Genomic DNA, 21,877 nt, shown 5'->3' on the forward strand with positions numbered 1-21,877 from the left:
CTCTCCTGCCGGGACGGCCCGGGTCAACCCGCCGCGCGACGTCAGGCGGGCACGGCGGCAGGCACGGTGGCGGGCAGGGGGGCGGGCACGGCGGTCGGCTCGCTCCGCAGCAGCGCGCCGGCCTCGCCCACCGGCAGCGGGCGGTGGAACAGGTAGCCCTGCGCGTGGTCGCAGCCCTGCTCTCGCAGCCGCTCGAGCTGCGCCGGCTCCTCCACGCCCTCGGCGACCACGGTCAGCCCGAAGGTGTGCGCGGCGCGGATGACCAGCGCCACCAGCTCCTGCTGGCCCGGGTCGGGCGAGGTGACGAAACTCCGGTCGATCTTCAGGGTGTGCACCGGCATGTGCCGCAGCTGCCCGATCGAGGTGTAGCCGGTGCCGAAGTCGTCGATCGCGATCGAGACCCCGAGCGCCCGCAGCTCCGCGAGGTGGGTCATCGCCACCGGGTCGTCCACGAGCACGGTCTCGGTGACCTCGAGGACCAGCAGGTGCGCCGGCAGCCCCGAGGCGGCGAGCGCGTCGGCGACGTCGGCCACGACCCGCCGGTCGGTCAGGTGCCGGCCGGACACGTTGACCGCCATCGTCGGCTCGGGCTCCCCCGCAGGCGGCGGCGACGCGGCGCGCCAGGCGGCGAGCTGCCGGGTGGCCTCGTGCAGCACCCAGCGGTCGACGTCGCAGATGAGCCGGCTGGCCTCGGCCACCGGGACGAACTCGTCCGGCGGCACCATCCGGCCGTCGCGCTCCCAGCGCACCAGCGCCTCGAAGCCGTGCAGCCGCTGCCCCGCGACGTCCACGACCGGCTGGTAGTGCAGCCGCATGCCGCCGTCGGTGAGCGCCGCGGTGATCGCGGCCTCGGTCTCGGCGCGCTCGGCGAGCTGCCGGCGCAGCGCGTCGTCGAAGAGCTCCGCGCGCCCGCGGCCGCGCTGCTTGGCGCGGTAGGCAGCGGTGTCGGCCTCGGCGAACAGGACGTCGGCGTCGGCGCCGCCGTCGCGGCTGACCGCGATGCCGATGCTGGCGCCGATGGCGACCGGGGTGCCCCCCAGGTCGATGGGCTCGCTGACGGCGGCGATCAGCCGCTCGGCGAGCTCCACGAGGTCGCGCTCGGTGCCGGCCGGCTCCACGAGCACGACGAACTCGTCCCCGCCCAGCCGGCAGACGACGTCGCCGGGCCGCACCCGGGCCCTCATCCGCGCCGCGACCTCCCGCAGCACGGTGTCGCCGGCGGCGTGGCCGTGGCCGTCGTTGACCCCCTTGAACCCGTCGAGGTCGACGAACAGCAGCCCGGTCGTCTCCCCCGAGCGGCGGGCGCGGTGCAGCGCGGAGGTGACCAGCGTCAGGGCCTGCGCGCGGTTCGGCAGCTCGGTGAGCGGATCGTGGGTGGCGCGGTGGGCGAGGGCGAACTGCAGCTCCTCGCGCTGGCGCACCGACGAGACGATCTGCTGGATGGAGGCGTGCACGACCTCGCCGAGCGGGCCGGGCAGCGACTGGTGCAGCAGCGCGTCGTCGAGGTCACCGCGCGCCACCGCCTGCGCCTGGTCCTGGATGCGGCGGAGTCCGGCGACGGCGTCCCCGAGCGCGGCGGACACGGTGCGCACCTCGCGGGGCCCGGCCACCTCGACCTCCACGAGCTCGCCCTGGCTGATCTGCGTCGCCTGCCCGGCGAGCAGGCCGAGGGAGCGGGCGATGGTGCGGCCCAGCCACCAGGCGCCCAGACCCGACAGCGCCAGCAGGCCCAGGCCGAGGACGAGCGTGGTGCGCAGGTCGTCGCCGGCCTCGTCCCGGTCGGCCTCGGCGAGGGTCAGCGCGCTGGCGACGGCGGTGTCGACCAGCTCACCGAGGAGCGCGTCGCGGTCGCCGCTGCGGAAGAACACGTCGGTCGTGCGGGTGATGTCGGAGACGAGGACCTCCGGGCTGTCCGTGGGGGTGAGCAGCCGGTCCATCTCCTGCATCAGGTCCGACCGCTGCACCTCCTCCCACGCGGTGCGCAGCGAGGGCTGGGACAGCTCGTCCATCTGGCGCTTGGCGTCGGTGTAGGACAGCCAGCCGGTCTCCCACGCGAGGCGGGAGCCGATCATCGCGTTGTCGGCGGCGAACAGGGACCCGAGGTAGAGCGGCATCTGCCGGCTGGCGTCCTGGGCGAGCTGGGCGACGGTCTGCACGTCCTGGACGGCGCGCACCGTCCGGGCGGGCACGCCCTCCGAGACGGCGGCCGACGCGGCGGCGCGCTCGGCGGTCATCACCTCGTTGGAGACGTCCAGGTAGCCGAGGTAGATCGACTCGAGCCGCTCGGCACCGCTGTCGCTGCGGGCGCGCAGCCAGGCCAGCGCCTCGGTGACCCGTCCGGCCACCCCGGAGCCGAACGTGCCGTCGGGCACCGCCTGCAGCGCCGTGTCGGTGATCCGGCGGCGCGCGTCGATGGCGTCGAGGGCGGTGGTGCGGACCCCGCCCAGCAGCCACGGCTGGACGCCGAGCTGCTCGGCGGCGGCCGGGTCGTCGATGACGGTGAGCGCCAGCGCCGGGAGGATCTCCTGCTCCACGGCGGCCCGGATCGCGTCGAGCTGGGCCACGGCGCGGACCGCGTCCTCGGCCCGTACCGCACTCGCCACCTCGTCCGACCGCGCGCCGGCGATGAGCGTCGTCAGGACGCCCACGCCGAGGAGCGGGACCGCGACCAGCGCGGTGAGGTGGCACCACAGCGCGATCCCCCGCCGTCGGGGGTGCGTCGTCGACTTCCCTGCCATGGGGTCGAGAACGGCCGGGTTCCGGCCGTTCTCGACCCGCAGCGCCCCCGCTACCCCCCCGAGGGGTGGGTCCGGATGGCGGTGACCAGGTGGCAGCCGGCCTCGGCGAACTCCTCGACGACGAAGCCGAACTGCACCAGCAGGGTGCCGAGCGTGCCGTTCATCGTCCGCTGGACGGCGGTGTCCAGGGCGGCGCCGCGCACCTGCTGCAGGCTCATCCGGTCGTGCTGGCGCCAGCTGACCAGGATCCCGCCGTGCAGCGGCTCCGGGGTCAGGCACACGCCGCCCGACGGGGTCTCCCCCGTGTCGGCGCCGGAGCAGTCGTGCAGCGGCAGGCCGGCCTCCACGAGCGCGGCGGTGACCTCCACGACCAGCGTGGTGAGCGCGTCCTCGTCGGTGAGCAGCTCGTCCCAGTCCTCGGGGAGGCGGTCGAGCTGCTCGCCGAGCTCGGCGAGCCAGGCGCGGTCCTGGGCCGAGGGCCGGCGGGAGACGGTGCCGTCGGGACGCAGCACGCCGTGGACGGCGCGGGCGTCGGCGTCCAGGCCGTTGGCCACCGCCGCCCAGTCGGCCTCGACGCGGTCGGCGAACGGGCCGGCCAGCGCGGCCGGGGCGGAGCGGTCGCCGTCGACGTCGACCAGCCACCAGGCGGTCGGCGCGCCGGCGTCGGCGAGCCGGCGGCCGGCCGGGTGGGTGGCCAGCCCGACGGCGGTGCGGGCCTGCGGAGCCACCTCGACCGCGCCGGCGCCGGGCAGCGGGGCGTCGACGCGGGCGCGGGCGCCCTCGCCGCCGGAGCCCCCGGGGCCGCCGGGCTCCCCGCGGGCGGGACCGGCCGGACCCGCGGGACCGGCCGCGTTCCCGCCGGCCGGGGCCGGGACGTCGGCGGGGCGCTGCTGCCCGGCGCGCGCCAGGTTGCGCTCGAACTCGTACTGCGCGGTCGAGGCCCGGCCGAGGGCGACGACCAGGCCGGCCGCCGCGAGGAAGCCCAGGACCGCGACCAGCGGCCAGAGGAGGACCGGGTCGTTCACCACGCGCACCAGGAACGCTGCGGGCCGGCACCCCAGTCGGCGGCGCGGCGGACCCATCCACGGACGAGGGCGACGGCGTCGACCGGCTCGCGGCCGGCGGGCTCGTCGCGGGGACCGGCCGGCTCGTCGGCAGGCTCGTCGGCCGGCTCGTCGGCCGTCTCGTCGGCCGTCTCGTCGGCGAGGTCGGCCGGCGACCCGAGGCCGAGCAGGTCGACGAGGTCGGCGATGCTCAGCCCGTCGTCGGCCGTAGCCGGGGAGAGCAGGGACCGGCGGGGGGCCGGCGGGGCGGGCGCGCTCACGGTGGGGTTCCTCCCGGACTGACGTCCCGGCCGGGGAAGGTGCCGGGGACGCGACGAGCATCGGGCCCGGGGCCCCCGGAGTGGCCCCGTTCGGCGCACCCGCGGCGCCGCCGTCACGCGATCGTTGTGTCCGTGCAGGTCAGGGGCCGGTGACCGGCCGCTGCGGCCGACGTCATGTCGACTCGCCGTCGGCTCCCCCGCGTGGGGGCGCCCGCCGGGCGGTCGGTCACCCCGGACGGGGTCCCGGCGCGCGGCGTGTCGGCCCGGTCAGCCGAACGTCGTCGTCCTGTACGGCGCGCCGGAGCGGTCGTACGTCGTCCACTCGCCGCTCTGCCGGCCGTCGTCGAAGGTGCCCGAGCGCATCAGCGTGCCGTCGAGCCGGAACCACTCCCAGTACCCGTGCGGCTGCCCGCCGACGACGGGGCCGCGGGCGCGCAGGGACCCGTCGCGGTGGCGCTCCTCGTGGAGCCCGCCGTCTGGGAAGGAGGCCTGCGGCATGCGCGGCAGCCTGCCACGGCACACCGGCGGTCCCCCGGGAACGCCACAGGGACGCCGTCGAGATCGACGGCGTCCCTGGAGGGTGGAACGGGGCGGGGTCCTAGTCGGCGTAGCGGACCACGTGGCCGCCGGCGTCCTCGCCGAGCGGGGTGACCTCGAGACCGCGCAGCCACAGCACGTCGGCCAGCGCGCGGTTCATGACCGCCTGGATGGAGATGTCGGCGACCAGGCCGTGCACCTGCTCGACGCTCATCCGGTCGTGCTGCCGCCAGCCGACGACGACGCCGTCGAGAGCGGGCTCGGCGCTCAGGCACGCGCCGCCCAGCGCCGCACCGGCGCCGGTGGCGTCCCACAGCGGGAGGCCGGCCTCGGTGAGCGCCGCGGCGACCTCGACGACGAGGGTGGCCAGCGGGTCCTCCTCGCCGAGGGTGGCGTCCCAGTCCTCGGGCAGCCGGTCGAGCTGGTCACCGAGGTGCGCCAGCCACGCCAGCTCCTGCGGCGACGGGCGGCGGTGCAGCCCGCCGTCGGGCCGGCGCAGGCCGTAGACCGGGCGCAGGCTGCTGCCCTCGTCCACCGCGTGCCCGGCCGCCGCCCAGGCCGCGCCGGCGCGGTCGGGGAAGGGCCCGTCCACCAGCCGGCCGGGCCCGAGCCCGTCCTCGCTCACCAACCACCAGCCCAGACGCGCCTCGCCGTCGAGCCGGACCTCACTGCTGCGCAGAACCACCGTGTCCACCGTTCGTCCCGTCCATGGGGCCGTCGAGGGGAAGTGCGACGGCACCCGCGACCGCGTGGGGAGGCGGTGCGGATGGGGGAAAGGTAGGGCCGCGCGGCGCGCGCCACGCCCCGTTGCACCCCTGCGGGACGCGGCGTTCCCGGATCGTTGTCAAGGCCGCTACCACAGCCGGTGACCCGCCTCCCCAACCGCCCACATGTCGACCGTTCCGCGCTCCCCCGGGCGTGGGGAGTTGCCGAACCCGGTCGGTCACCCGGTGCCGGCCGGAGTCCCCGGCGCGTCCCGTGCGGGACGGGTGGACGGCGCCCCGGCGGCTGCGCAGGATGAGGTACCCGGCCGTACCGGTGGCCGGACGCGAGGGAGGCGGCGGGGATGGCGGCGCGGACGACGGCGGGGTCGACGGCACGCAGCGCGGTCCGGTGGGCTGCGACGCACGGGGTGATGCGGCTGGCGATCCGGGCCCGCGCCCGGGCGGGCAACCCCGACGCCGAGGTGCTGCGCGACCCGGCCGTCCGGGAGGACCCGTTCGCCCACTACGAGCGACTGCGGACCGCCGCCCCGCTGGTGGGCGGCGCGTTCTCCAAGGTCAGCGTCCACCACGACGTGTGCACCGAGGTGCTGCGCAGCGCCGACTTCGGGCAGATCGGCGGCTCGCGCACCGAGGGTCTGCCGCCGCTCCTGCGCACCGCGCTGCGCGTGGCGGGTCCGCGGGCGAGCGTGGGCCCGATCGACCCGCCGTCGATGCTCGCCGTCGACCCGCCCGAGCACACCCGCTACCGGCGCCTGGTCACCCGGGCGTTCAGCGCGCGGGCCGTGGCGCGGCTGCGCGAGCGCACCCGTCTGATCGCCGAGGAGCTGCTCGACGACCTCGAGCGCGACGCCGCCGCGACGGGCGGGCGCACCGACCTCGTGGCGCGCTACGCCAGCCTGCTGCCGGTCACCGTCATCTCCGAGGTGCTCGGCGTCCCGGTCGCGATGCGCGAACGGTTCCTCGCCTGGGGCGACGCGGCCACCCCGAGCCTCGACATGGGCCTGGACTGGCGCACCCACCGCAGCGTGGAGCGCAGCCTCGACGAGCTCGACGCCTGGTTCCGCGGGCACCTGCGGCAGCTGCGCCGCTCCCCCGGCGACGACCTGCTCTCGGCCCTGGTCACCACCGCCGACGACGACGGCAGCGGGCTCACCGAGCAGGAGCTGCTGGCCACCGCGCTGCTGGTGTTCGGCGCCGGCTTCGAGACGACGGTGAACCTCATCGGCAACGGCGCCGACCGGCTGTTCGCCGCCCCGGACCAGCGGCGGCTGCTGGCCGAGGACCCGGCGCTGTGGCCCAACGCCGTCGACGAGGTGCTGCGCGTGGAGTCCCCCGTGCAGCGGACCGGCCGGCGGGCGCTGCGCGACACCGCCGTCGCCGGCGTGCCGGTCCGGGCCGGCGACCTGGTGATCCTGGTGCTGGCCGCGGCCAACCGCGACCCGCGCGTCTTCGACGACCCGCACGTCTTCGACGTCACCCGCGCCAACGCCCGCGACCACGTCGCGTTCTCCAGCGGCATCCACTACTGCCTGGGCGCCGCGCTCGCCCGGATGGAGGGCGAGGTGGCACTGCGGGCGCTGTTCGAGCGGTTCCCCGACCTCGCCCCCGCCGGGCCGGGCCGACGGCGCCGCACGATCATCCTGCGCGGGCACGACACGCTGCCGGTGCTGCTCGGCCCGGCCGCCGACCGCAGGACCGTCCCCGCCTGAGCGCTCCCTGCGCCAGGATCACGGCATGAGCGATCCCGAGCCGCAGGTCGTGGACGTGCCCGGGGCGAGCCGCTTCGAGGTGCGGGTGGACGGCGCCGTCGCCGGGTTCGCCGAGTACCGGCGGACGGCGTCGTCCCTGGCCTTCACCCACACCGTCGTCGACCCGGCTTTCGAGGGCCGCGGGCTGGGGTCGGTGCTGGCCCGCGGCGCCCTCGACGCCGCGCGCGCCGAGGGCGTCCCGGTGCTGCCGTTCTGCCCGTTCGTCCGCCGCTGGATCGAGCGGCACCCCGACTACGTCGACCTGGTCCCGGCCGCCCGCCGCGCGCAGTTCTCCCTGCCGGAGGGCTGACCGCTCAGGCGGGCACGGCGTCCGCCGCCCGGCGGACGGGGGTGGGGTCGGGGAAGGACCGGTCGCCGAACAGGACGCGGCGCGCGGCGGCCCGGCCGGGCGGGGTGCGCAGCAGCGCGAACCCGGCCTCGGCGACGGCGGGCGTGCGCACCGCCGCGAGGCCCCGCCTCAGGAGCAGGCGGCCGCGGAACGAGGCGCGCAGCGCGGCGCCGTCGTAGGCGGCGAGCGCATCGCGCCGGCCGGTGCGCAGCGCGTCGTCGAGGACCTCGGCGGCGTGCGCCGACAGCCGCAGGCACGGGTCGAGGCCGCCGGCGGTGAGCGGGGAGACCGCGCCGGCGGCGTCGCCCACGAGCAGCCCCTCCGGGCAGGCGATCCGGCGCAGCAGGCCGCCGACGGGGATGGGGCCGCCGCGCCGCTCGACCGCCTCCGGCCGGGGTCCGGGCAGCCCGGGCGCGGCGGCGGCGAACCGCTCGAGGGCGGCGCGCAGCCCGGACGGGAAGCGGTGCGCGTACCCGGCGACGCCGACGTGGGCGTGCCGGCCGTCGTCGACCACCCAGGCCAGGTAGCCCGGCGCCAGGGTGGGGTCGAGGACGCAGTGGAACGTGGGCGTGCGGCCGGTGTCGGGGACGGCGTACACCTCCTCGGCGCCGGTGAGCAGCTCGGTGTTGCGGTCCAGGCAGAGGTCGCGGGCCACCCGGGAGCGGGCGCCGTCGGCACCGACGAGGAACCGCGTGCGCACCCGCAGCGGCCCGCCGGGGCCGGTGAGCAGGACGGCGCCGTCGTCGGCGCGGCCCTCGTAGCGGGCGCCGAGGACCAGCCGGACGCCGGACGCGACGGCGGCGCGCGCGGCGGCCTCGTACAGCGGTCCCATGTCGCCCACGCGGTACTCGTCGCGGTCGCTGTCGAGCGTCACCGGTCGGCGCAGGCCCGGCGGGTAGAGGGCGACGCGGCGGATCGGCGGCCCCAGGTGCCCGGGCGGCAGCTCGAAGTCGTCGAGGGTCCGGCGCACGAAGATCCCGGTGGTGCGGACCGCCCCGGCCAGCCGCGGCCGCCGGTCGGCGAGCAGCACGTCGTGCCCGCCACGGGCGAGCAGCGTGGCGGCGTGCAGACCGGCCAGGCCCGCCCCGACCACGACGACGTCCGCGACGGCGCCGGCGCCCGCGACCGCGCTCACCGGCGGGCCTCCTGCACGGCGGCCGGCGCGTCCTGCTCGTCGGGCACCCACTCGAGCAGGTCGCCGGGCTGGCAGTCCAGCACGCGGCACATCGCCTCGAGGGTGCTGAAGCGCACCGCCTTGGCCCGGCCGTTCTTGAGGACGGCGACGTTGGCCGGGGTGAGGCCGACGCGCTCGGCGAACTCCCCCACGCTCATCTTGCGGCGGGCCAGCTCCACGTCGATCCGGACGACGATCGCCATCAGATGACCGCCTCGAGGTCGTCGTGCAGCGTCGTCGCGTGCCGCAGCAGGGCCCGCAGCACGACGACGAGCAGCCCGACCGCCGCGCCGACCACCGCCAGCCCGAGCAGCGCGGCGGGCAGCCCCGGCGGCGCGCCGGCCGCGGCCGCGTACGCGGTGGCGGCCAGCAGCAGCACCTCCGCGGCGGCGACCAGCCGGACGACGGCGTCGACCCAGGGCCGGGCCTGCGCGCTGAACACCCGGTCGCCGGCCACGAGGGCCAGCAGCCGCCAGGTGCAGACGACGACGGCCTCCGCGCACGCGAGCACCAGCACGCCGGCGGCCAGCAGCGGGCCGCGCAGCCCGTCGTCGGGCAGCTGCGCCACCGCCCAGGGCAGGCCCGCCACCTGCGCGGCGAGGAGGGTGGCGAGCACCAGGACGAGCAGGACGCGCAGCGGTAGCACCACGCGGGACAGAGGCGGCATGCATCGACCGTCGTGCATTGCCTATCGAAAGTCAATCGGTACACGCCGTCGGTCGATGCACCACGGTCCACGGGGCTGTCCCCGCGGGCGCTCCGGTGGCACCATCCGGCCCGTGACGAGGCCGCCGGACGACCGCGAGCACCTGCGCGACCTCGCGCGGCTGCGCCGGGTACGGGACCGGATCGACCGGGAGTACGCCCAGCCGCTCGACGTCGAGGCGCTGGCCCGGGGCGTGCACCTGTCGGCCGGCCACCTGAGCCGCGCGTTCCGGCGGGCCTACGGCGAGTCGCCGTACTCGTACCTGATGACGCGGCGCATCGAGCGCGCGATGGCCCTGCTGCGCCGCGGCGACCTCACCGTCACCGAGGTCTGCTTCGCCGTCGGCTGCTCGTCCCTCGGCACCTTCAGCACCCGCTTCACCGAGCTCGTCGGCGTGCCGCCGAGCACCTACCGGCGGGAGGCGGCGCGCACGGCGGACATGCCGTCGTGCGTGGTCAGGGCGGCGACCCGACCGGTCAGGAATCGAGAAGCACCGGCGGGGGCGGCGTCCCTAGCGTGATCCGCATGGACCTCACCATCCACCACGCCTTCCTCCCCCACGACGACCCGGAGGCCTCGCTCGCGTTCTACCGGGACGCGCTCGGCTTCGAGGTGCGCAACGACGTCGGCTACGCCGGCATGCGCTGGATCACCGTCGGCCCCGCCGACGAGGCCGCCACCTCGCTGGTCCTGCACCCGCCGGCCGCCGACCCCGGCGTCACCGACGAGGAGCGCCGGGTCATCGCCGAGATGATGGCCAAGGGCACCTACGCCTCGCTGGTCCTCGCGACGAAGGACCTCGACGGCACCTTCGACCGGATCCAGGCCACCGGCGCCGAGGTGGTGCAGGAGCCCACCGAGCAGCCCTACGGCGTCCGCGACTGCGCCTTCCGCGACCCCGCCGGGAACATGGTCCGCATCCAGGCCGTCGCCTGAGCGGCCGCGCGTCAGCCGGACGGGCGGCGGGCTCCCGTCCCGTCGTCCCCGTCCGGTAGACAGCGGCTGCGACCCCGCGACCTCGGATGGAGACTGCGATGAGCACGGCCACGCCCGACGCCCGCCCGAGCGCACCGCACGCCGCGGACAGCCACGACCTCATCCGGGTGCACGGCGCCCGCGAGAACAACCTCAAGGACGTCAGCGTCGAGTTGCCCAAGCGCCGGCTCACCGTCTTCACCGGAGTCTCCGGGTCGGGGAAGAGCTCGCTGGTGTTCGGCACGATCGCCGCGGAGTCCCAGCGGCTGATCAACGAGACCTACAGCGCCTTCGTGCAGGGCTTCATGCCCACGCTCGCGCGCCCCGACGTCGACGTCCTCGACGGCCTGACGACGGCGATCATCGTCGACCAGGAGCGGATGGGCGCCAACCCGCGCTCCACGGTGGGCACCGCCACCGACGCCAACGCGATGCTGCGCATCCTGTTCAGCCGCCTCGGGCAGCCGCACGTCGGCGGGCCGCAGGCGTTCTCCTTCAACGTCGCCTCCATCAGCGGCGCCGGCGCGGTGGCGTTCGAGAAGGGCGGGCGCGAGGTCAAGGAGCGCCGCGAGTTCAGCATCACCGGCGGCATGTGCCCGCGCTGCGAGGGCATGGGCCGGGTCAACGACATCGACCTGACGGCGATCTACGACGCGGAGAAGTCGCTGCAGGACGGCGCCCTGAAGGTGCCCGGCTACAGCATGGACGGCTGGTACGGGCGCCTCTTCGCCGGCGCCGGGCTGCCGATGGACGTGCCGGTCGGGGAGTTCACCGCGGAGCAGCTGGACACGCTGCTCCACGGCGAGCCGACGAAGATCAAGGTCGAGGGCGTCAACCTCACCTACGAGGGCGTGGTCCCCAGGATCCAGAAGTCGATGCTGTCCAAGGACGTCGAGGCGATGCAGCCGCACGTGCGCGCCTTCGTCGAGCGGGCGGTCACCTTCACCGCCTGCCCCGAGTGCGACGGCACCCGGCTGAGCGAGACCGCCCGGTCGTCGAAGATCCGCGGGCTGTCCATCGCCGACGTCTGCGCCATGCAGATCAGCGACCTCGCCGCCTGGGTGCGCGAGCTCGACGAGCCCTCGGTCGCGCCGCTGCTGGCCTCGCTGCGACACACCCTCGACTCGTTCGTCGAGATCGGGCTGGGCTACCTGTCCCTCGACCGGCCCTCCGGGACGCTGTCGGGCGGCGAGGCGCAGCGCACCAAGATGATCCGCCACCTCGGCTCCTCGCTCACCGACGTCACCTACGTCTTCGACGAGCCGACGATCGGCCTGCACCCGCACGACATCGCGCGGATGAACGAGCTGCTGCTCCAGCTGCGCGACAAGGGCAACACGGTGCTCGTCGTCGAGCACAAGCCCGAGGCCATCGCGATCGCCGACCACGTCGTCGACCTCGGCCCGCGCGCCGGCACCGCGGGCGGCGAGGTCGTCTACGAGGGCACCGTCGAGGGGCTGCGGGCCAGCGGCACCCTCACCGGCCGGCACCTCGACGACCGCGCCGCGCTCAAGCCCGCCGTGCGCACGCCCACCGGCGCGCTGGCCGTCCGCGGCGCGGCCACCCACAACCTGCGGGGCGTCGACGTCGACGTCCCGCTCGGCGTGCTCGTCGTCGTCACCGGGGTGGCGGGCTCGGGCAAGAGCTCGCTGGTCCACGGCTCGGTGTCCGGGCGGGAGGGCGTCGTCACCGTCGACCAGGGCGCCATCCGCGGCTCGCGGCGCAGCAACCCGGCCACCTACACCGGCCTGCTCGACCCGATCCGCAAGGCGTTCGCCAAGGCCAACGGCGTCAAGCCCGCCCTGTTCAGCCCGAACTCCGCCGGCGCCTGTCCCACCTGCAACGGCGCGGGCGTCGTCTACACCGACCTGGCGATGATGGCCGGCGTCGCCACCCCGTGCGAGGTCTGCGAGGGGCGGCGGTTCATGGACGAGGTGCTCGAGTACGAGCTCGGCGGGCGCGACATCAGCGAGGTCCTCGCCATGTCGGTCGCCGAGGCGCTGGAGTTCTTCGGCACCGGGGAGGCGCGCACGCCGGCGGCGCACGCGCTGCTCACCCACCTGTCCGACGTCGGGCTGGGCTACCTCACCCTCGGGCAGCCGCTGACGACGCTGTCCGGCGGCGAGCGGCAGCGGATCAAGCTGGCCACCAACATGGCCGGCAAGGGCGAGGTCTACGTGCTCGACGAGCCCACCACCGGCCTGCACCTGGCCGACGTCGAGCAGCTGCTCGGCCTGCTCGACCGGCTGGTCGACTCCGGGCGGTCGGTGATCGTCATCGAGCACCACCAGGCGGTCATGGCGCACGCCGACTGGATCATCGACCTCGGCCCCGGCGCGGGCCACGACGGCGGCCGGGTGGTCTTCGAGGGCACCCCGGCCGACCTCGTCGCCGCCCGCTCCACGCTCACCGGGCAGCACCTGGCCGCCTACGTGGGCGCCTGACGCGGTGCCCCGGCGGGCGGTCCGTGACGAGACCGGCCGGTACGCCGTCCTGTACCCGCTGGTCGCGGAGGCGGCGCGGCGGGCCGGCGCGGACGCCGTCGGGCTGGTCGACGTCGGCCGCCCGGCCGCGCTGAACACCGCCGTCGACCGGGTGGGGGTCCGTTTCGACGACGGCCCCGTCCTCGGCGACCCGTCGTCGCCGGTGCAGGTGACCGCCGAGGTCGTGGGCGGCCGGCCGGTGCCGGCGACCACGATCCCGCCGGTCGTCGCCCGGGTCGGCGTCGACCGCGCGCCGCTCGACGTGACCGACCCCGACGACGTCGCGTGGCTGCTGGCGTCCGTGCCGGTGGACGACCCCGAGCGGGCGGCGCGGCTGGCCGCGGAGGTGGCCCTGTCGGCCGCCACCCCACCGGAGCCGGTGCCCGGGGACCCGGTGGACGCGCTGCCGGAGGCGCTGGCGCGGGTCCCGGCGGGCGCCCTCCCCGTGGTGACGACGACGTGGGCGCTGTCCCGCCTGGCGCCCGCGCGCCGTGTCGCGTTCCTGCGGCGCCTCGAGGAGGCGGTGGCCGGGCGGGCGCTGGCGTGGGTGTCGGCGGAGGGCGTCGGCGTGGCGCCGTCGGTGCCGACGCTCGGCGACCGGCCCGCCTCCGGGCACAGCCTGCTGGCCGTGGCGGTGTCCGACGGGGGGCGCCTGCGCGTGGAGACGGTGGGTCGGTGCTGGTCACGGGGCCGCCTGGTGGCGTGGCTCACGCACGCCCCGTGATCACCTGGCGGTTAGGGCAGGCTAACCTGCCCGGGTGTCTCCGCGTCCGGGTGTCTCGCGCCCGTCCCGTCTCGCCGTCCCCCTCGCCGTCCTGGCCCTGACCGGCGGGCTGACGGCCTGCGGCTCGGAGGAGGAGCCCGCCGCCGACGCCGGCTCGTCGTCCTCGGCGGCGTCCTCGGGCGCGTTCCCGGTCACGATCGAGAACAAGTTCGGCACCACGGAGATCCCCGAGGAGCCGCAGCGGGTGGTCACCGTCGGCTTCAACGACCAGGACTTCGTGCTGGCGCTGGGCGTCACACCGGTCGGCGAGCGCGAGCTGCTCGGCGACTACGACGCCCCGTCCCGCCCGTGGGCGCAGGAGCAGCTCCCCGACGAGGAGATCCCGACCGTGGGCGGCGAGGAGATCGACGTCGAGGCCGTGGCCGCGCTCGAGCCCGACCTGATCGTCGGCGTCTACTCGTTCATGGACGAGGCCGTGTACGAGCAGCTCTCGGGCATCGCCCCGACGCTGGCGCAGACCGACGAGTACGCCGACGGCGCCACCCCGTGGCAGGAGCAGACGCTGCTCATCGGCCAGGCGCTCGGCCGCGAGGAGGAGGCCCAGGCGCTCGTCGACGACGTCGAGGGCCGGTTCGAGACGGCGGTCGAGGAGAACCCCGACTTCGCCGGCAGCTCGATCGCCGTCGACCTGACCGGCGTCGGCTCGGGCCACTACCTGCTCGGCGCCGACGACCTGCGCACCCAGTTCTTCACCGACCTGGGGTTCACCGTGCCCGAGACCAGCACCGACGTCAGCCAGGAGCGGCTCGACCTGCTCGACGCCGACGTGCTCGCGGTGAACGGCTACGACCAGGCCGCCGCCGACGCCGACGCACTGTTCTCCGCGCTCGACGTCGTCACCTCGGGCCGCACGGTCCTGCTGGGCACCTACTCCGGTGACGTCTCCGCGGCGCTCGGCTTCGGCAGCCCGCTGTCGCTGCCCTACCTGATCGACGAGGTCGTCCCGGCCCTGGCCGCCGCGGCCGACGGCGACCCGGCGACCGAGGTCCCCGTCCTCGGCTGACCGCCGCGCCCTCCGACGCGCCCCCGGCCTCCTGGCCGGGGGCGCGTGGTGCGTCCGGCTATGCCCCGCACGGCGTCCGGCTCGCTACGGTCCGGGCGTGGAGCAGCGGGAGCCCTACTGGCGCGGCGTTACCCTCCGGCTGCCGATCTCCCTGTTCATGGCCGCCGCGGTCGGGCTCGGCTTCTGGTGGCTGCTGGACGCGTCGGCCGCATCGGCTCTCCTGGTGGGTGGCGTCAGCGGCCTGTCGGCGGCACTGCTGCCGTCCCAGCCCCAGGACCGCCGCCCCGCCGACTGAGGCGTCTCGTGCGTGTCAGCGGGGAGCCTGTGGCGTCCCTAGCCTGCCGGCATGGCATCCGAGAGCGCCGACCCCTGGCCGCCCGGAGGCGGAAAGTTCGTCCTGCGCACTCCCGACGGAGAGATCCTGGCCAAGGGCCGCCGGATGACCCGCCGGGACGCGCGGAGCTGGCTCAGGCGGGACGACGTGCTGCTGGGGCGCTGGCCCTGCGGTCCAGGCAGCACACGGGCGACGGACAGGATCCCGGCTGGGGACGGACGGCCGCAGAGGCAGTCGCGGTCGCCGTACGGGAGGCCGTCCCCGAGGCCGACGTCGCCGTCCGGCTCGAGGCCGGGCAGTGGCTGGTCCAGGTGACCACCGCCTCCGCGGGCAGCTTCACCCTCCACGACGAGGCCGACTGGGAGTGGCTGCGGCCGCAGGTCGAGCGAGGCATGGACCGGTGACGCGCCAGGCGAGGAGGCCGTCACCGACCTGGCGGCCGGCGCCTCCTCCGGTCCGCCAGCCGCGTGAGCAGGGCGTACTTCGCCACGATCACGGCGACGACCAGCACCCCGAGGGCCACCAGCAACAGCGCCTCGGTCACCCGCGCGCCCCGTGGCGGCGGGCCCAGGCGCGGAACCCGAGGACGACGACGAGCAGCAGCACGACGTTGACCACCGCGGCCTGCCAGCCCAGGGTCACCAGGCCGACCAGCGCCAGGAAGACAAACCCGGGCAGCTGCTTCGCGAGTGTCCTGGTGACCGGCCCACCGAAGTGGCTCTGCACCCAGGCGGCGTTGTCCGCCTCGTCCTTCGCCCTGGCCGCCTCGTACCGGCTCTGCCACGACCCGTCCCGCCTCGCACCCATCCGGGCACCCTTCCGGCAGCGGAGTCCGACGCAGCTCCCCCCAGCTGTCGATCGCCGGCCGGCTCGGACGCTCGCCGCCGACCCTGACGGGAGGCCGGTCACGCCGCAAATGGACGGCCGCGGCGTCCGCCGGTCAGGGGACGCGCGGTGCCCGGACGGCGATGGGTGGGCCCCGTGGGGATCGAACCCACAACCCGCGGATTAAAAGTCCGCTGCTCTGCCAGTTGAGCTAGAGGCCCGGCACCGCCGAGTCTCCCAGACCGCGCCGGCGGTCACCGGCCGTCGCGGACCCGCCGCGCCGCGGCGAGCAGCCGGCCGTCCTCCAGCGCGGCGGCGACCGTCCCCTCGGAGAACCGCTCACCCCGCAGGATCGCCGTCACCAGGCGGGCGACGTCGGCCAGCGGCGCGGCCACGTCGTCGGCCGACGACAGACGGCGCGTGCCCTCCCAGCGCATCCAGTCGAACACCGGCACCGCCCCCGCCCGGCCCAGCGCGCCCAGCAGCGCCGACACCAGCGGCGCGTACTGCGCCCACGGCACGGTGATCGCGCCGTCGGCCTGCCGCTCACCGCCTCGCCACTCCACCAGCGGTCCGGGGGCCTCCTCCACCGCCGCGACCGCCGCCGCCAGCTCGGCGCGGGTCCCGGGAGGTGCCGCCGCCAGACCGGCCAGCACCGCGGCGTCGTCCGGCTCCTCGCTCACAGCACGTCGAGGACCAGCAGGACGACGATCGTCAGCACCGCCGAGATGAGCAGCGAGCCCAGGCAGCCGAACCGGTTGGAGAAGAAGAGGAACACCCGCCCGGGGTGCCCGCGGACGCTCTCGCGGAACCCTGCGTGACCGGCGTCGCCACCCGGACGGGCGGGTCCACCCGTTCAGGGGATCGTCGCCACTGCCGTCGGCTACCTACGGTCATCACCAGTGCGGCGCCGACAGCGCGGCCGCACGCCAGACCCCGGTCCGGCCGCCCCGTTCCCCCCGGGCGCGGCCGGGCCGGTCCCATGTCGGGGGTCAGCAGGCGCTCTCGGTCAGCGCGAACAGCACGTCGCGCTGCGCCTGGTCCAGCGGCAGGTCCACGGTCACCTCGTCCTCGCCGTCCACCTGAACGCCGAGCACGAAGAGGTACGGCTGCTTCACCTCGGCCAGCGCGTGGGGGTCGCAGCGCGCGGTGGTGAACTCCAGCCCGACCTCGCGCTCGTCCACCCCCTCCCCCAGCGTCGCCGGCAGGTCCGCCGCGACGTCGTAGAGCACGTTGCCGTCCAGCCGGGTCAGCGTCACCGCCCGCTCGTCGTCCCCGCCGCGGGTGAGCGCGAGCGCCCCGGTCACGGCGTCGCCGTCGAGGGTCAGCCCCGTCACGGTCAGCCCGGCGACGGCGAGCGCCGCCTGCGCCGCGCACGTGTCGGCGTGGATGCGCACGAGGTCCGCCGCCGCGAGCGGCACCCGCAGCACCTCGCTGCGGCCGTCGGGGCGGACGGCGGCCAGCCGGGCCGCCGCGGGCTCGACGGCGGCGGTGCACACGGCGTCGCCGTAGGGCGCCGGCAGGTCGATGACCCGGCCCGGGACGAAGGCGGCCTCCACCGGCCGGTCGGGCAGCGGCGCGAAGCCCGGCGAGTCGATCGCCACCGCGGTGACGGTGAACGGCCCGGCACCGGTGTCGGTCACCCGCACCTGCACCTGCCCGCCGACCGCGGCGTCGGTGCGCAGCTCCACGGCCTCGGCCTCGATCCCGTCGACGGGGGGCACGGCCGGCCCCGAGGACGGGGCAGCCGGGGACGACGGGACGGCCGACGACAGCGACGGCGACGGCGCGGACGACGGCGCGGACGACGAGGCGGTCGGTGCGCCGCCGCACCCGGCGCACAGCAGGAGGGCCAGCGCGGCCGCCGTCCGCCTCATGCGCGCAGGGTAGGGCGCGCGGGGCCCCTACTGGTGCCGCGCGGGCAGCCGGGCCATCACGTGCCCGGCCTCCATCCGCACCTCGAGCTTCTCCTGCGGGTTGGCCGCCGGCCCGCGCCGGGGCTCGCCGTTGTCCAGGTCGAACGCCGAGTCGTGCCACGGGCAGACGAGGCACGCGTGCCCGCGGACCTCCTCGACGCTCCCCTCGTACAGCGGCCCGGCCAGGTGCGAGCAGGCGCCGACGAAGACGTCGACCCGCGCGCCCCGGCGGACGGCGGCCAGCGGGGCGGCCACGCCGCTGCCGGGCGCGGTGCGCAGCGCCGGGCGGCCCTCGGGCAGGTCGTCGAGCGGGCCGAGGTCGATCCAGTCGGAGGTGAGCGCGCGGGCCGCCGTCGCCGCGTGGGACGCCCCGGAGGACTGCGCGTAGGACATGTGCCCGCCGACCGCCGCCGAGCCGGTGGCCAGGCCCAGCCCGGTGTAGGACAGCACCCGGCCGAGCGTCCCGCGCCCCTTCGCCCGGGCCACCAGCGAGCCCACGTAGAAGCCGAGCGCCACGGTGTTGGCCACCGCGTGCAGCGCGCCGAGCCGCCGGACACCGACCTCCTGCTCCGACCAGTCGGCCGCACCGCTCATCGCCGCGGGCACCGACACGACGACGCCGGTGCCGATGAGCACGGTCGCGGCGGGCCGCAGCGGCGGGATCGCGTCGAGCAGCCCCGCCGACGCCCAGCTGCCCACCGGCACCTGGACGAGCACCGGGTGCAGCGGGTGCCCGAGCCACGTGCCGTGCAGTGCGTCCTTGAGCGCCCCGGGCTTGAGCACGGCCTGGACCGCCGAGCGCGCCGGCTCGATGACCTTGTCGAAGGTGCTCACGTCCGCGAGGCGGTCGAGGAAACCCATCAGGCTCATGGGCGGCTCCCTACCCCCGTCGAACGGTCGGCAAGCCGGTCCGCGGCGGACGTCAGGCCGGTGACGAGCAGGCCCGCGACGACGGCGCCCGTGGCGTTGAGCAGCGCGTCCACCGGCGACACGACCCGGCCGAGCGGCAGCGCCCACTGCAGCGTCTCGATCACGGCACCCGTCGTGAGCGCCGCCGCGACCAGCACCGCCGGCGAGCGCAGCACGGGCCACCGCAGGACCGCGACGACGGCGAGCGGCGCGAGCAGCAGCAGGTTGCCGAGCAGCTGTACCACGGTGGCACGGGAGTCCAGGCCGGTCAGGTACCAGCGCAGCTCGGCGGCGGGCGCGCCCCACGCGGAGCCCCCGCTCCCCGCGGGCAGCAGCGTCAGGGCGGCCACCGCGGCCAGCGCGACGACGGTGCCGGTGGTCAGTGCGGGTCGGGCGTCCATGCCACCCACGGTGACCGTCCTCCCTGGGAGCAGCCTGGACGCGCCACGGGTGACGCGATCCACACCGCCCCGGGGGAATGCCAGCGCGTATTCCGCTGGCTCCCAGGTAACTGTCAGGGGGAACCTGTGCACTACCCCCAGCCGAGCCCGAGGAGACCTCGTGACCTGCCCGTCGTTGCTGCACCGCCCCGTGGCGGTCGCCGACCTCGTCGGCGACGTCGCGGCGGGCATGCGCTCCGACCGGTGGTTCGGCCAGTTCTCCCGGTTCGTGCTCGTCGGCGGGCTCTCCAGCGCCGTCTACGCACTCCTGTACGTGCTGCTCAACGGCCTGGGCGACGTGCCGGCCAACGTCATGGGGTCGGCCGTGTCGTCGGTCATGGCCAACGAGATGCACCGGCGGATCAGCTTCCACGCCGGTGAGCGCGTGGGCTTCCTGACCGCCCAGTGGGAGGGCGGCGCGCTCGCCGTCGCCGGGATGATCGCCACCAGCCTCGCGCTGAGCTGGTTCAACTCGGTGACCACCGACCCGTCCGTCGTCACCGAGTTCCTGGTCATCGCCCTGGTCACGGCGACCATCGGCACCCTGCGCTTCCTCGCGCTGCGCTGGGTGTTCCGCCCCCGTCCCGCCTGACGACACCGGTTCGTCCCCTTCCCGGCGTTTGACGCGCCGGAGACGACGGGCACACTCGGGAACGGTGGTTGAACTCGCAACCACCGTTCGAGACACGAGAGCCGAGGGAACCGTGGCGAAGATCGCCGTCATCTACTACTCGTCCACCGGGAACGTGCACCAGCTCGCCACCGCGCTCGCCCAGGGCGCGGAGGAGGCCGGCGCCGAGGTGCGCCTGCGCCGGGTCCCGGAGCTCGCCCCCGAGGAGGCCATCAGCTCCAACCCGCTGTGGCGCGCCCACGTCGACGCCACCGCCGACCAGGTGCAGGAGGCCACGCCGGCCGACATGGAGTGGGCCGACGGCTACGCGCTGGGCAGCCCGACCCGCTTCGGCACGCCGGCCTCGCAGATGAAGCAGTTCATCGACCAGCTCGGCGGCCTGTGGTTCACCGGCAAGCTGGCCAACAAGGGCGCCACCGCGTTCACCAGCGCGCAGAACGTCCACGGCGGCAACGAGTCGACGATCCTGACGTTCTTCAACGTCTTCTCGCACTTCGGCGCCGTCATCGTGCCGCCCGGCTACACCGACCCGCTGCTGTTCGAGGCCGGCGGCAACCCCTACGGCGTCTCGACGGCGTCCGGCGGCAAGTCGGCCACCGCGTCCGAGGCCGAGCTCGCCGCCGCCCGCTACCAGGGCCGCCGGCTGGCCGAGGTCACCGCGAAGCTCGTCGCCTGACCGCCCGGCCGCCCCGGTCCGCCTCCCTGCTCGGGAGCGGGCCGGGGCGCCGCGCCTCTAGCCTCGACGGATGGACGAGCCGACGACGACCCCGCCGCGGCCCTGGCGCCGCCGCGGGCGCACCGCCGGCCGCTGGCTGCTGCGGGTCGCCGTCGCCGCCGCCGGGGCCCTGCTGGGCATCCTGCTGCTGGGCCGCATCGACGCCCCGATCGGCCCCTTCGACGCGAGCCTCGCCCTCACCCCGACCGGCGGCGGCGCCACGGTCGAGGTGCCCCCGCTGGGCAGCCTCGAGGTGGACGCCTACGACGGGCCGCTGGGCCTGGACCTGCAGCTGCGCCGCGTCGACGAAACCCGCATCCAGGCGCTGGTCAGCGACCCGGCGCGGCTCGACAGCCTCGTCGACCGGGTCAGCGCCGACCTGCAGGCCGCCGTCACCCGGCTGGCCTGGACCACCGCGCTCGCCGGCGTCGGCGGCGCGGCGCTCGGCTCGCTCGTCGTCTACCGGCGGTGGCGGGAGCCGCTGGTCGCAGCCGGCGCCTCGGTGGTCCTGCTGGCCGGCACCGCGGGCCTCGGCGCCGCCACCTGGCGCCCCGAGGCCCTCTCGCAGCCCACCTACACCGGGCTCCTGGTCAACGCGACGAGCCTCATCGGCAGCGCCGAGGACATCGTCGCCCGCTTCACCGCCTACCGGGCCTCGCTCGAGGACCTGGTCGCCAACGTCGGCACCCTCTACTCGACGCTGTCGGCGCTCCCGGCCCCCGGCGGGTCCGCCGACACCGTCGCCCTGCTGCACGTCTCCGACATCCACCTCAACCCGGCCGGCTTCGACCTGGTCGCGCAGGTGGCCGAGCAGTTCGACGTCGACGCCGTCCTCGACACCGGCGACATCACCGACTGGGGCAGCGAGCCCGAGAACCAGCTCATCGGCTCGATCGGCCGCCTCGGCGTGCCCTACGTCTACGTCCGCGGCAACCACGACTCCGCGATCACCGCCGGGCTGGTCGCCGCGCAGCCGAACGCCACCGTGCTCGACGACTCCGCGACGACGGTCGCCGGGCTCACCGTGATCGGCGCCCGCGATCCCCGCTTCACGCCGGACAAGGACGCCACCGGGGACACCGAGTCGCTCGAGCAGACCGGCGAGGACCTCGCCGAGCTCGCCGGGGAGCAGGACCCGCCGCCGGCGATCGCGATGGTGCACGACCCGCAGCAGGCCCCGCCGCTGGACGGCGTCGTCCCCGTGGTGCTCGCAGGGCACACCCACGAGCGGGAGGTGGAGACCCTCGAGGAGGGCACCCTGCTCATGGTGCAGGGCTCCACCGGCGGCGCCGGCCTGCGCGGCCTGCAGGGCGAGAGCCCCACGCCGCTCACCTGCACGGTCCTCTACCTCGACCCCGGCACCGGGGCGCTGGTCGCCTACGACGACATCACCCTGGGCGGCCTCGGCGAGACCGAGGCGACGATCGAGCGCACCGTCGTCCCCGAGCCCGAGGAGCCGGTCCCCGCGGACGGGGCCGGGGAGGGCACCGACGGCGCCACGGACGACGGGACCGGCGACGGGACCGGCGAGGGGACCCCGGCCTCCCCGACCGGCTGACCC

24 protein-coding genes and 1 tRNA gene are annotated in these 21,877 nt (G+C 76.0%); 11 read left to right on the forward strand and 14 right to left on the reverse strand.

Annotated features, from left to right (window positions below; translation table 11 throughout):
• Positions 1–41: 41 nt before the first annotated feature.
• The 5 genes from ACI79X_RS08070 to ACI79X_RS08090 all read right to left on the reverse strand — a co-directional run bounded on the left by ACI79X_RS08070 (position 42) and on the right by ACI79X_RS08090 (position 5,293).
• A complete protein-coding gene (locus ACI79X_RS08070; RefSeq protein WP_457024902.1) occupies positions 42–2,738 on the reverse strand; it encodes a putative bifunctional diguanylate cyclase/phosphodiesterase in 2,697 nt (898 codons plus the stop codon).
• 50 nt (positions 2,739–2,788) lie between these two features.
• The gene (locus ACI79X_RS08075) at positions 2,789–3,763 is read right to left on the reverse strand and encodes a hypothetical protein (RefSeq protein ID WP_457024903.1); all 975 of its coding nucleotides are present in this window, start codon (positions 3,761–3,763) and stop codon (positions 2,789–2,791) included.
• On the reverse strand, positions 3,760–4,062 hold the full coding sequence (locus ACI79X_RS08080; RefSeq protein WP_457024904.1) for a hypothetical protein: 303 nt from the start codon (positions 4,060–4,062) through the stop codon (positions 3,760–3,762). The genes ACI79X_RS08075 and ACI79X_RS08080 overlap by 4 nt, the downstream gene beginning before the upstream one ends.
• Before the next feature lie 267 nt (positions 4,063–4,329).
• Positions 4,330–4,560, reverse strand: coding sequence for a toxin-antitoxin system YwqK family antitoxin (locus tag ACI79X_RS08085; protein ID WP_457024905.1), 231 nt, complete (start codon positions 4,558–4,560; stop codon positions 4,330–4,332).
• A gap of 100 nt (positions 4,561–4,660) precedes the next feature.
• Positions 4,661–5,293 carry a hypothetical protein gene (locus tag ACI79X_RS08090; protein ID WP_457024906.1) on the reverse strand — a complete coding sequence of 211 codons (633 nt, stop codon included), beginning with the start codon at positions 5,291–5,293 and terminating at the stop codon, positions 4,661–4,663.
• A 441-nt stretch (positions 5,294–5,734) separates the two neighbouring features.
• On the opposite strand from ACI79X_RS08090, the gene ACI79X_RS08095 reads away from it, so the two are divergent.
• Together ACI79X_RS08095 and ACI79X_RS08100 are read left to right on the forward strand one after the other, a co-directional pair.
• A complete protein-coding gene (locus tag ACI79X_RS08095) occupies positions 5,735–7,033 on the forward strand; it encodes a cytochrome P450 (RefSeq protein ID WP_457024907.1) in 1,299 nt (432 codons plus the stop codon).
• A gap of 25 nt (positions 7,034–7,058) precedes the next feature.
• A complete protein-coding gene (locus ACI79X_RS08100) occupies positions 7,059–7,382 on the forward strand; it encodes a GNAT family N-acetyltransferase (protein WP_457024908.1) in 324 nt (107 codons plus the stop codon).
• Positions 7,383–7,386: 4 nt separating this feature from the next.
• Here the strand turns inward: ACI79X_RS08100 and ACI79X_RS08105 are convergent, their stop codons facing one another.
• Genes ACI79X_RS08105 through ACI79X_RS08115 form a run of 3 tightly spaced genes read right to left on the reverse strand, consistent with a single transcriptional unit; the run spans position 7,387 to position 9,262 of the window.
• On the reverse strand, positions 7,387–8,556 hold the full coding sequence (locus ACI79X_RS08105) for an NAD(P)/FAD-dependent oxidoreductase (protein ID WP_457024909.1): 1,170 nt from the start codon (positions 8,554–8,556) through the stop codon (positions 7,387–7,389).
• Positions 8,553–8,798 (reverse strand): helix-turn-helix domain-containing protein, encoded by a 246-nt coding sequence (locus ACI79X_RS08110; RefSeq protein WP_457024910.1) that lies wholly within the window; start codon positions 8,796–8,798, stop codon positions 8,553–8,555. Before ACI79X_RS08110 ends, ACI79X_RS08105 begins: the two co-directional genes overlap by 4 nt.
• Positions 8,798–9,262: a DUF2975 domain-containing protein gene (locus ACI79X_RS08115; protein WP_457024911.1), complete on the reverse strand. Its 465-nt coding sequence runs from the start codon at positions 9,260–9,262 to the stop codon at positions 8,798–8,800. The genes ACI79X_RS08110 and ACI79X_RS08115 overlap by 1 nt, the downstream gene beginning before the upstream one ends.
• Before the next feature lie 112 nt (positions 9,263–9,374).
• Here ACI79X_RS08115 and ACI79X_RS08120 point away from each other — a divergent pair, with 112 nt between their 5' ends.
• The 6 genes from ACI79X_RS08120 (at position 9,375) to ACI79X_RS08145 (ending at position 14,841) form a co-directional block, all read left to right on the forward strand.
• Positions 9,375–9,821 carry a helix-turn-helix transcriptional regulator gene (locus ACI79X_RS08120; protein WP_457024912.1) on the forward strand — a complete coding sequence of 149 codons (447 nt, stop codon included), beginning with the start codon at positions 9,375–9,377 and terminating at the stop codon, positions 9,819–9,821.
• A 5-nt stretch (positions 9,822–9,826) separates the two neighbouring features.
• Positions 9,827–10,237: a VOC family protein gene (locus tag ACI79X_RS08125; RefSeq protein ID WP_457024913.1), complete on the forward strand. Its 411-nt coding sequence runs from the start codon at positions 9,827–9,829 to the stop codon at positions 10,235–10,237.
• A 98-nt stretch (positions 10,238–10,335) separates the two neighbouring features.
• Positions 10,336–12,720 (forward strand): ATP-binding cassette domain-containing protein, encoded by a 2,385-nt coding sequence (locus tag ACI79X_RS08130; RefSeq protein ID WP_457024914.1) that lies wholly within the window; start codon positions 10,336–10,338, stop codon positions 12,718–12,720.
• Between the two features lie 4 nt (positions 12,721–12,724).
• Positions 12,725–13,483, forward strand: a complete 759-nt coding sequence (locus tag ACI79X_RS08135; RefSeq protein WP_457024915.1) for a DUF2332 domain-containing protein — start codon at positions 12,725–12,727, stop codon at positions 13,481–13,483.
• Between the two features lie 34 nt (positions 13,484–13,517).
• A complete protein-coding gene (locus ACI79X_RS08140) occupies positions 13,518–14,546 on the forward strand; it encodes an ABC transporter substrate-binding protein (RefSeq protein ID WP_457024916.1) in 1,029 nt (342 codons plus the stop codon).
• Between the two features lie 97 nt (positions 14,547–14,643).
• Positions 14,644–14,841, forward strand: a complete 198-nt coding sequence (locus tag ACI79X_RS08145; protein ID WP_457024917.1) for a hypothetical protein — start codon at positions 14,644–14,646, stop codon at positions 14,839–14,841.
• 579 nt (positions 14,842–15,420) lie between these two features.
• Here ACI79X_RS08145 and ACI79X_RS08150 read toward each other — a convergent pair.
• The 6 genes from ACI79X_RS08150 to ACI79X_RS08175 form a co-directional block, all read right to left on the reverse strand.
• On the reverse strand, positions 15,421–15,687 hold the full coding sequence (locus tag ACI79X_RS08150; protein ID WP_457024918.1) for a hypothetical protein: 267 nt from the start codon (positions 15,685–15,687) through the stop codon (positions 15,421–15,423).
• A gap of 166 nt (positions 15,688–15,853) precedes the next feature.
• Positions 15,854–15,926 (reverse strand) — tRNA-Lys (locus ACI79X_RS08155).
• Positions 15,927–15,959: 33 nt separating this feature from the next.
• A complete protein-coding gene (locus ACI79X_RS08160) occupies positions 15,960–16,388 on the reverse strand; it encodes a DUF6508 domain-containing protein (protein WP_457024919.1) in 429 nt (142 codons plus the stop codon).
• Between the two features lie 309 nt (positions 16,389–16,697).
• Positions 16,698–17,582, reverse strand: a complete 885-nt coding sequence (locus ACI79X_RS08165; protein WP_457024920.1) for a hypothetical protein — start codon at positions 17,580–17,582, stop codon at positions 16,698–16,700.
• Positions 17,583–17,609: 27 nt separating this feature from the next.
• Positions 17,610–18,491 carry a Rieske 2Fe-2S domain-containing protein gene (locus ACI79X_RS08170; RefSeq protein ID WP_457024921.1) on the reverse strand — a complete coding sequence of 294 codons (882 nt, stop codon included), beginning with the start codon at positions 18,489–18,491 and terminating at the stop codon, positions 17,610–17,612.
• Positions 18,488–18,931, reverse strand: coding sequence for a VanZ family protein (locus ACI79X_RS08175; RefSeq protein ID WP_457024922.1), 444 nt, complete (start codon positions 18,929–18,931; stop codon positions 18,488–18,490). The genes ACI79X_RS08170 and ACI79X_RS08175 overlap by 4 nt, the downstream gene beginning before the upstream one ends.
• Before the next feature lie 160 nt (positions 18,932–19,091).
• On the opposite strand from ACI79X_RS08175, the gene ACI79X_RS08180 reads away from it, so the two are divergent.
• The 3 genes from ACI79X_RS08180 to ACI79X_RS08190 all read left to right on the forward strand — a co-directional run bounded on the left by ACI79X_RS08180 (position 19,092) and on the right by ACI79X_RS08190 (position 21,874).
• Positions 19,092–19,562 carry a GtrA family protein gene (locus ACI79X_RS08180; protein WP_457024923.1) on the forward strand — a complete coding sequence of 157 codons (471 nt, stop codon included), beginning with the start codon at positions 19,092–19,094 and terminating at the stop codon, positions 19,560–19,562.
• Positions 19,563–19,674: 112 nt separating this feature from the next.
• Positions 19,675–20,277, forward strand: a complete 603-nt coding sequence (gene wrbA / locus ACI79X_RS08185) for an NAD(P)H:quinone oxidoreductase (protein WP_457024924.1) — start codon at positions 19,675–19,677, stop codon at positions 20,275–20,277.
• A gap of 70 nt (positions 20,278–20,347) precedes the next feature.
• On the forward strand, positions 20,348–21,874 hold the full coding sequence (locus ACI79X_RS08190) for a metallophosphoesterase family protein (RefSeq protein WP_457024925.1): 1,527 nt from the start codon (positions 20,348–20,350) through the stop codon (positions 21,872–21,874).
• The last annotated feature ends 3 nt before the right edge of the window (positions 21,875–21,877 follow it).

The organism is Geodermatophilus sp. SYSU D01119 (assembly GCF_054049975.1).

Coding starts and splice junctions, on each gene's coding strand:
- ACI79X_RS08170 (WP_457024921.1), bottom strand. CDS start 18,491: ATGAGCCTGATGGGTTTCCTCGACCGCCTCGCGGACGTGAGCACCTTC.
- ACI79X_RS08150 (WP_457024918.1), bottom strand. CDS start 15,687: ATGGGTGCGAGGCGGGACGGGTCGTGGCAGAGCCGGTACGAGGCGGCC.
- ACI79X_RS08115 (WP_457024911.1), bottom strand. CDS start 9,262: ATGCCGCCTCTGTCCCGCGTGGTGCTACCGCTGCGCGTCCTGCTCGTC.
- ACI79X_RS08130 (WP_457024914.1), top strand. CDS start 10,336: ATGAGCACGGCCACGCCCGACGCCCGCCCGAGCGCACCGCACGCCGCG.
- ACI79X_RS08175 (WP_457024922.1), bottom strand. CDS start 18,931: ATGGACGCCCGACCCGCACTGACCACCGGCACCGTCGTCGCGCTGGCC.
- ACI79X_RS08100 (WP_457024908.1), top strand. CDS start 7,059: ATGAGCGATCCCGAGCCGCAGGTCGTGGACGTGCCCGGGGCGAGCCGC.
- ACI79X_RS08095 (WP_457024907.1), top strand. CDS start 5,735: ATGCGGCTGGCGATCCGGGCCCGCGCCCGGGCGGGCAACCCCGACGCC.
- ACI79X_RS08085 (WP_457024905.1), bottom strand. CDS start 4,560: ATGCCGCAGGCCTCCTTCCCAGACGGCGGGCTCCACGAGGAGCGCCAC.
- ACI79X_RS08190 (WP_457024925.1), top strand. CDS start 20,348: ATGGACGAGCCGACGACGACCCCGCCGCGGCCCTGGCGCCGCCGCGGG.
- ACI79X_RS08165 (WP_457024920.1), bottom strand. CDS start 17,582: ATGAGGCGGACGGCGGCCGCGCTGGCCCTCCTGCTGTGCGCCGGGTGC.
- ACI79X_RS08125 (WP_457024913.1), top strand. CDS start 9,827: ATGGACCTCACCATCCACCACGCCTTCCTCCCCCACGACGACCCGGAG.
- ACI79X_RS08070 (WP_457024902.1), bottom strand. CDS start 2,738: ATGGCAGGGAAGTCGACGACGCACCCCCGACGGCGGGGGATCGCGCTG.
- ACI79X_RS08110 (WP_457024910.1), bottom strand. CDS start 8,798: ATGGCGATCGTCGTCCGGATCGACGTGGAGCTGGCCCGCCGCAAGATG.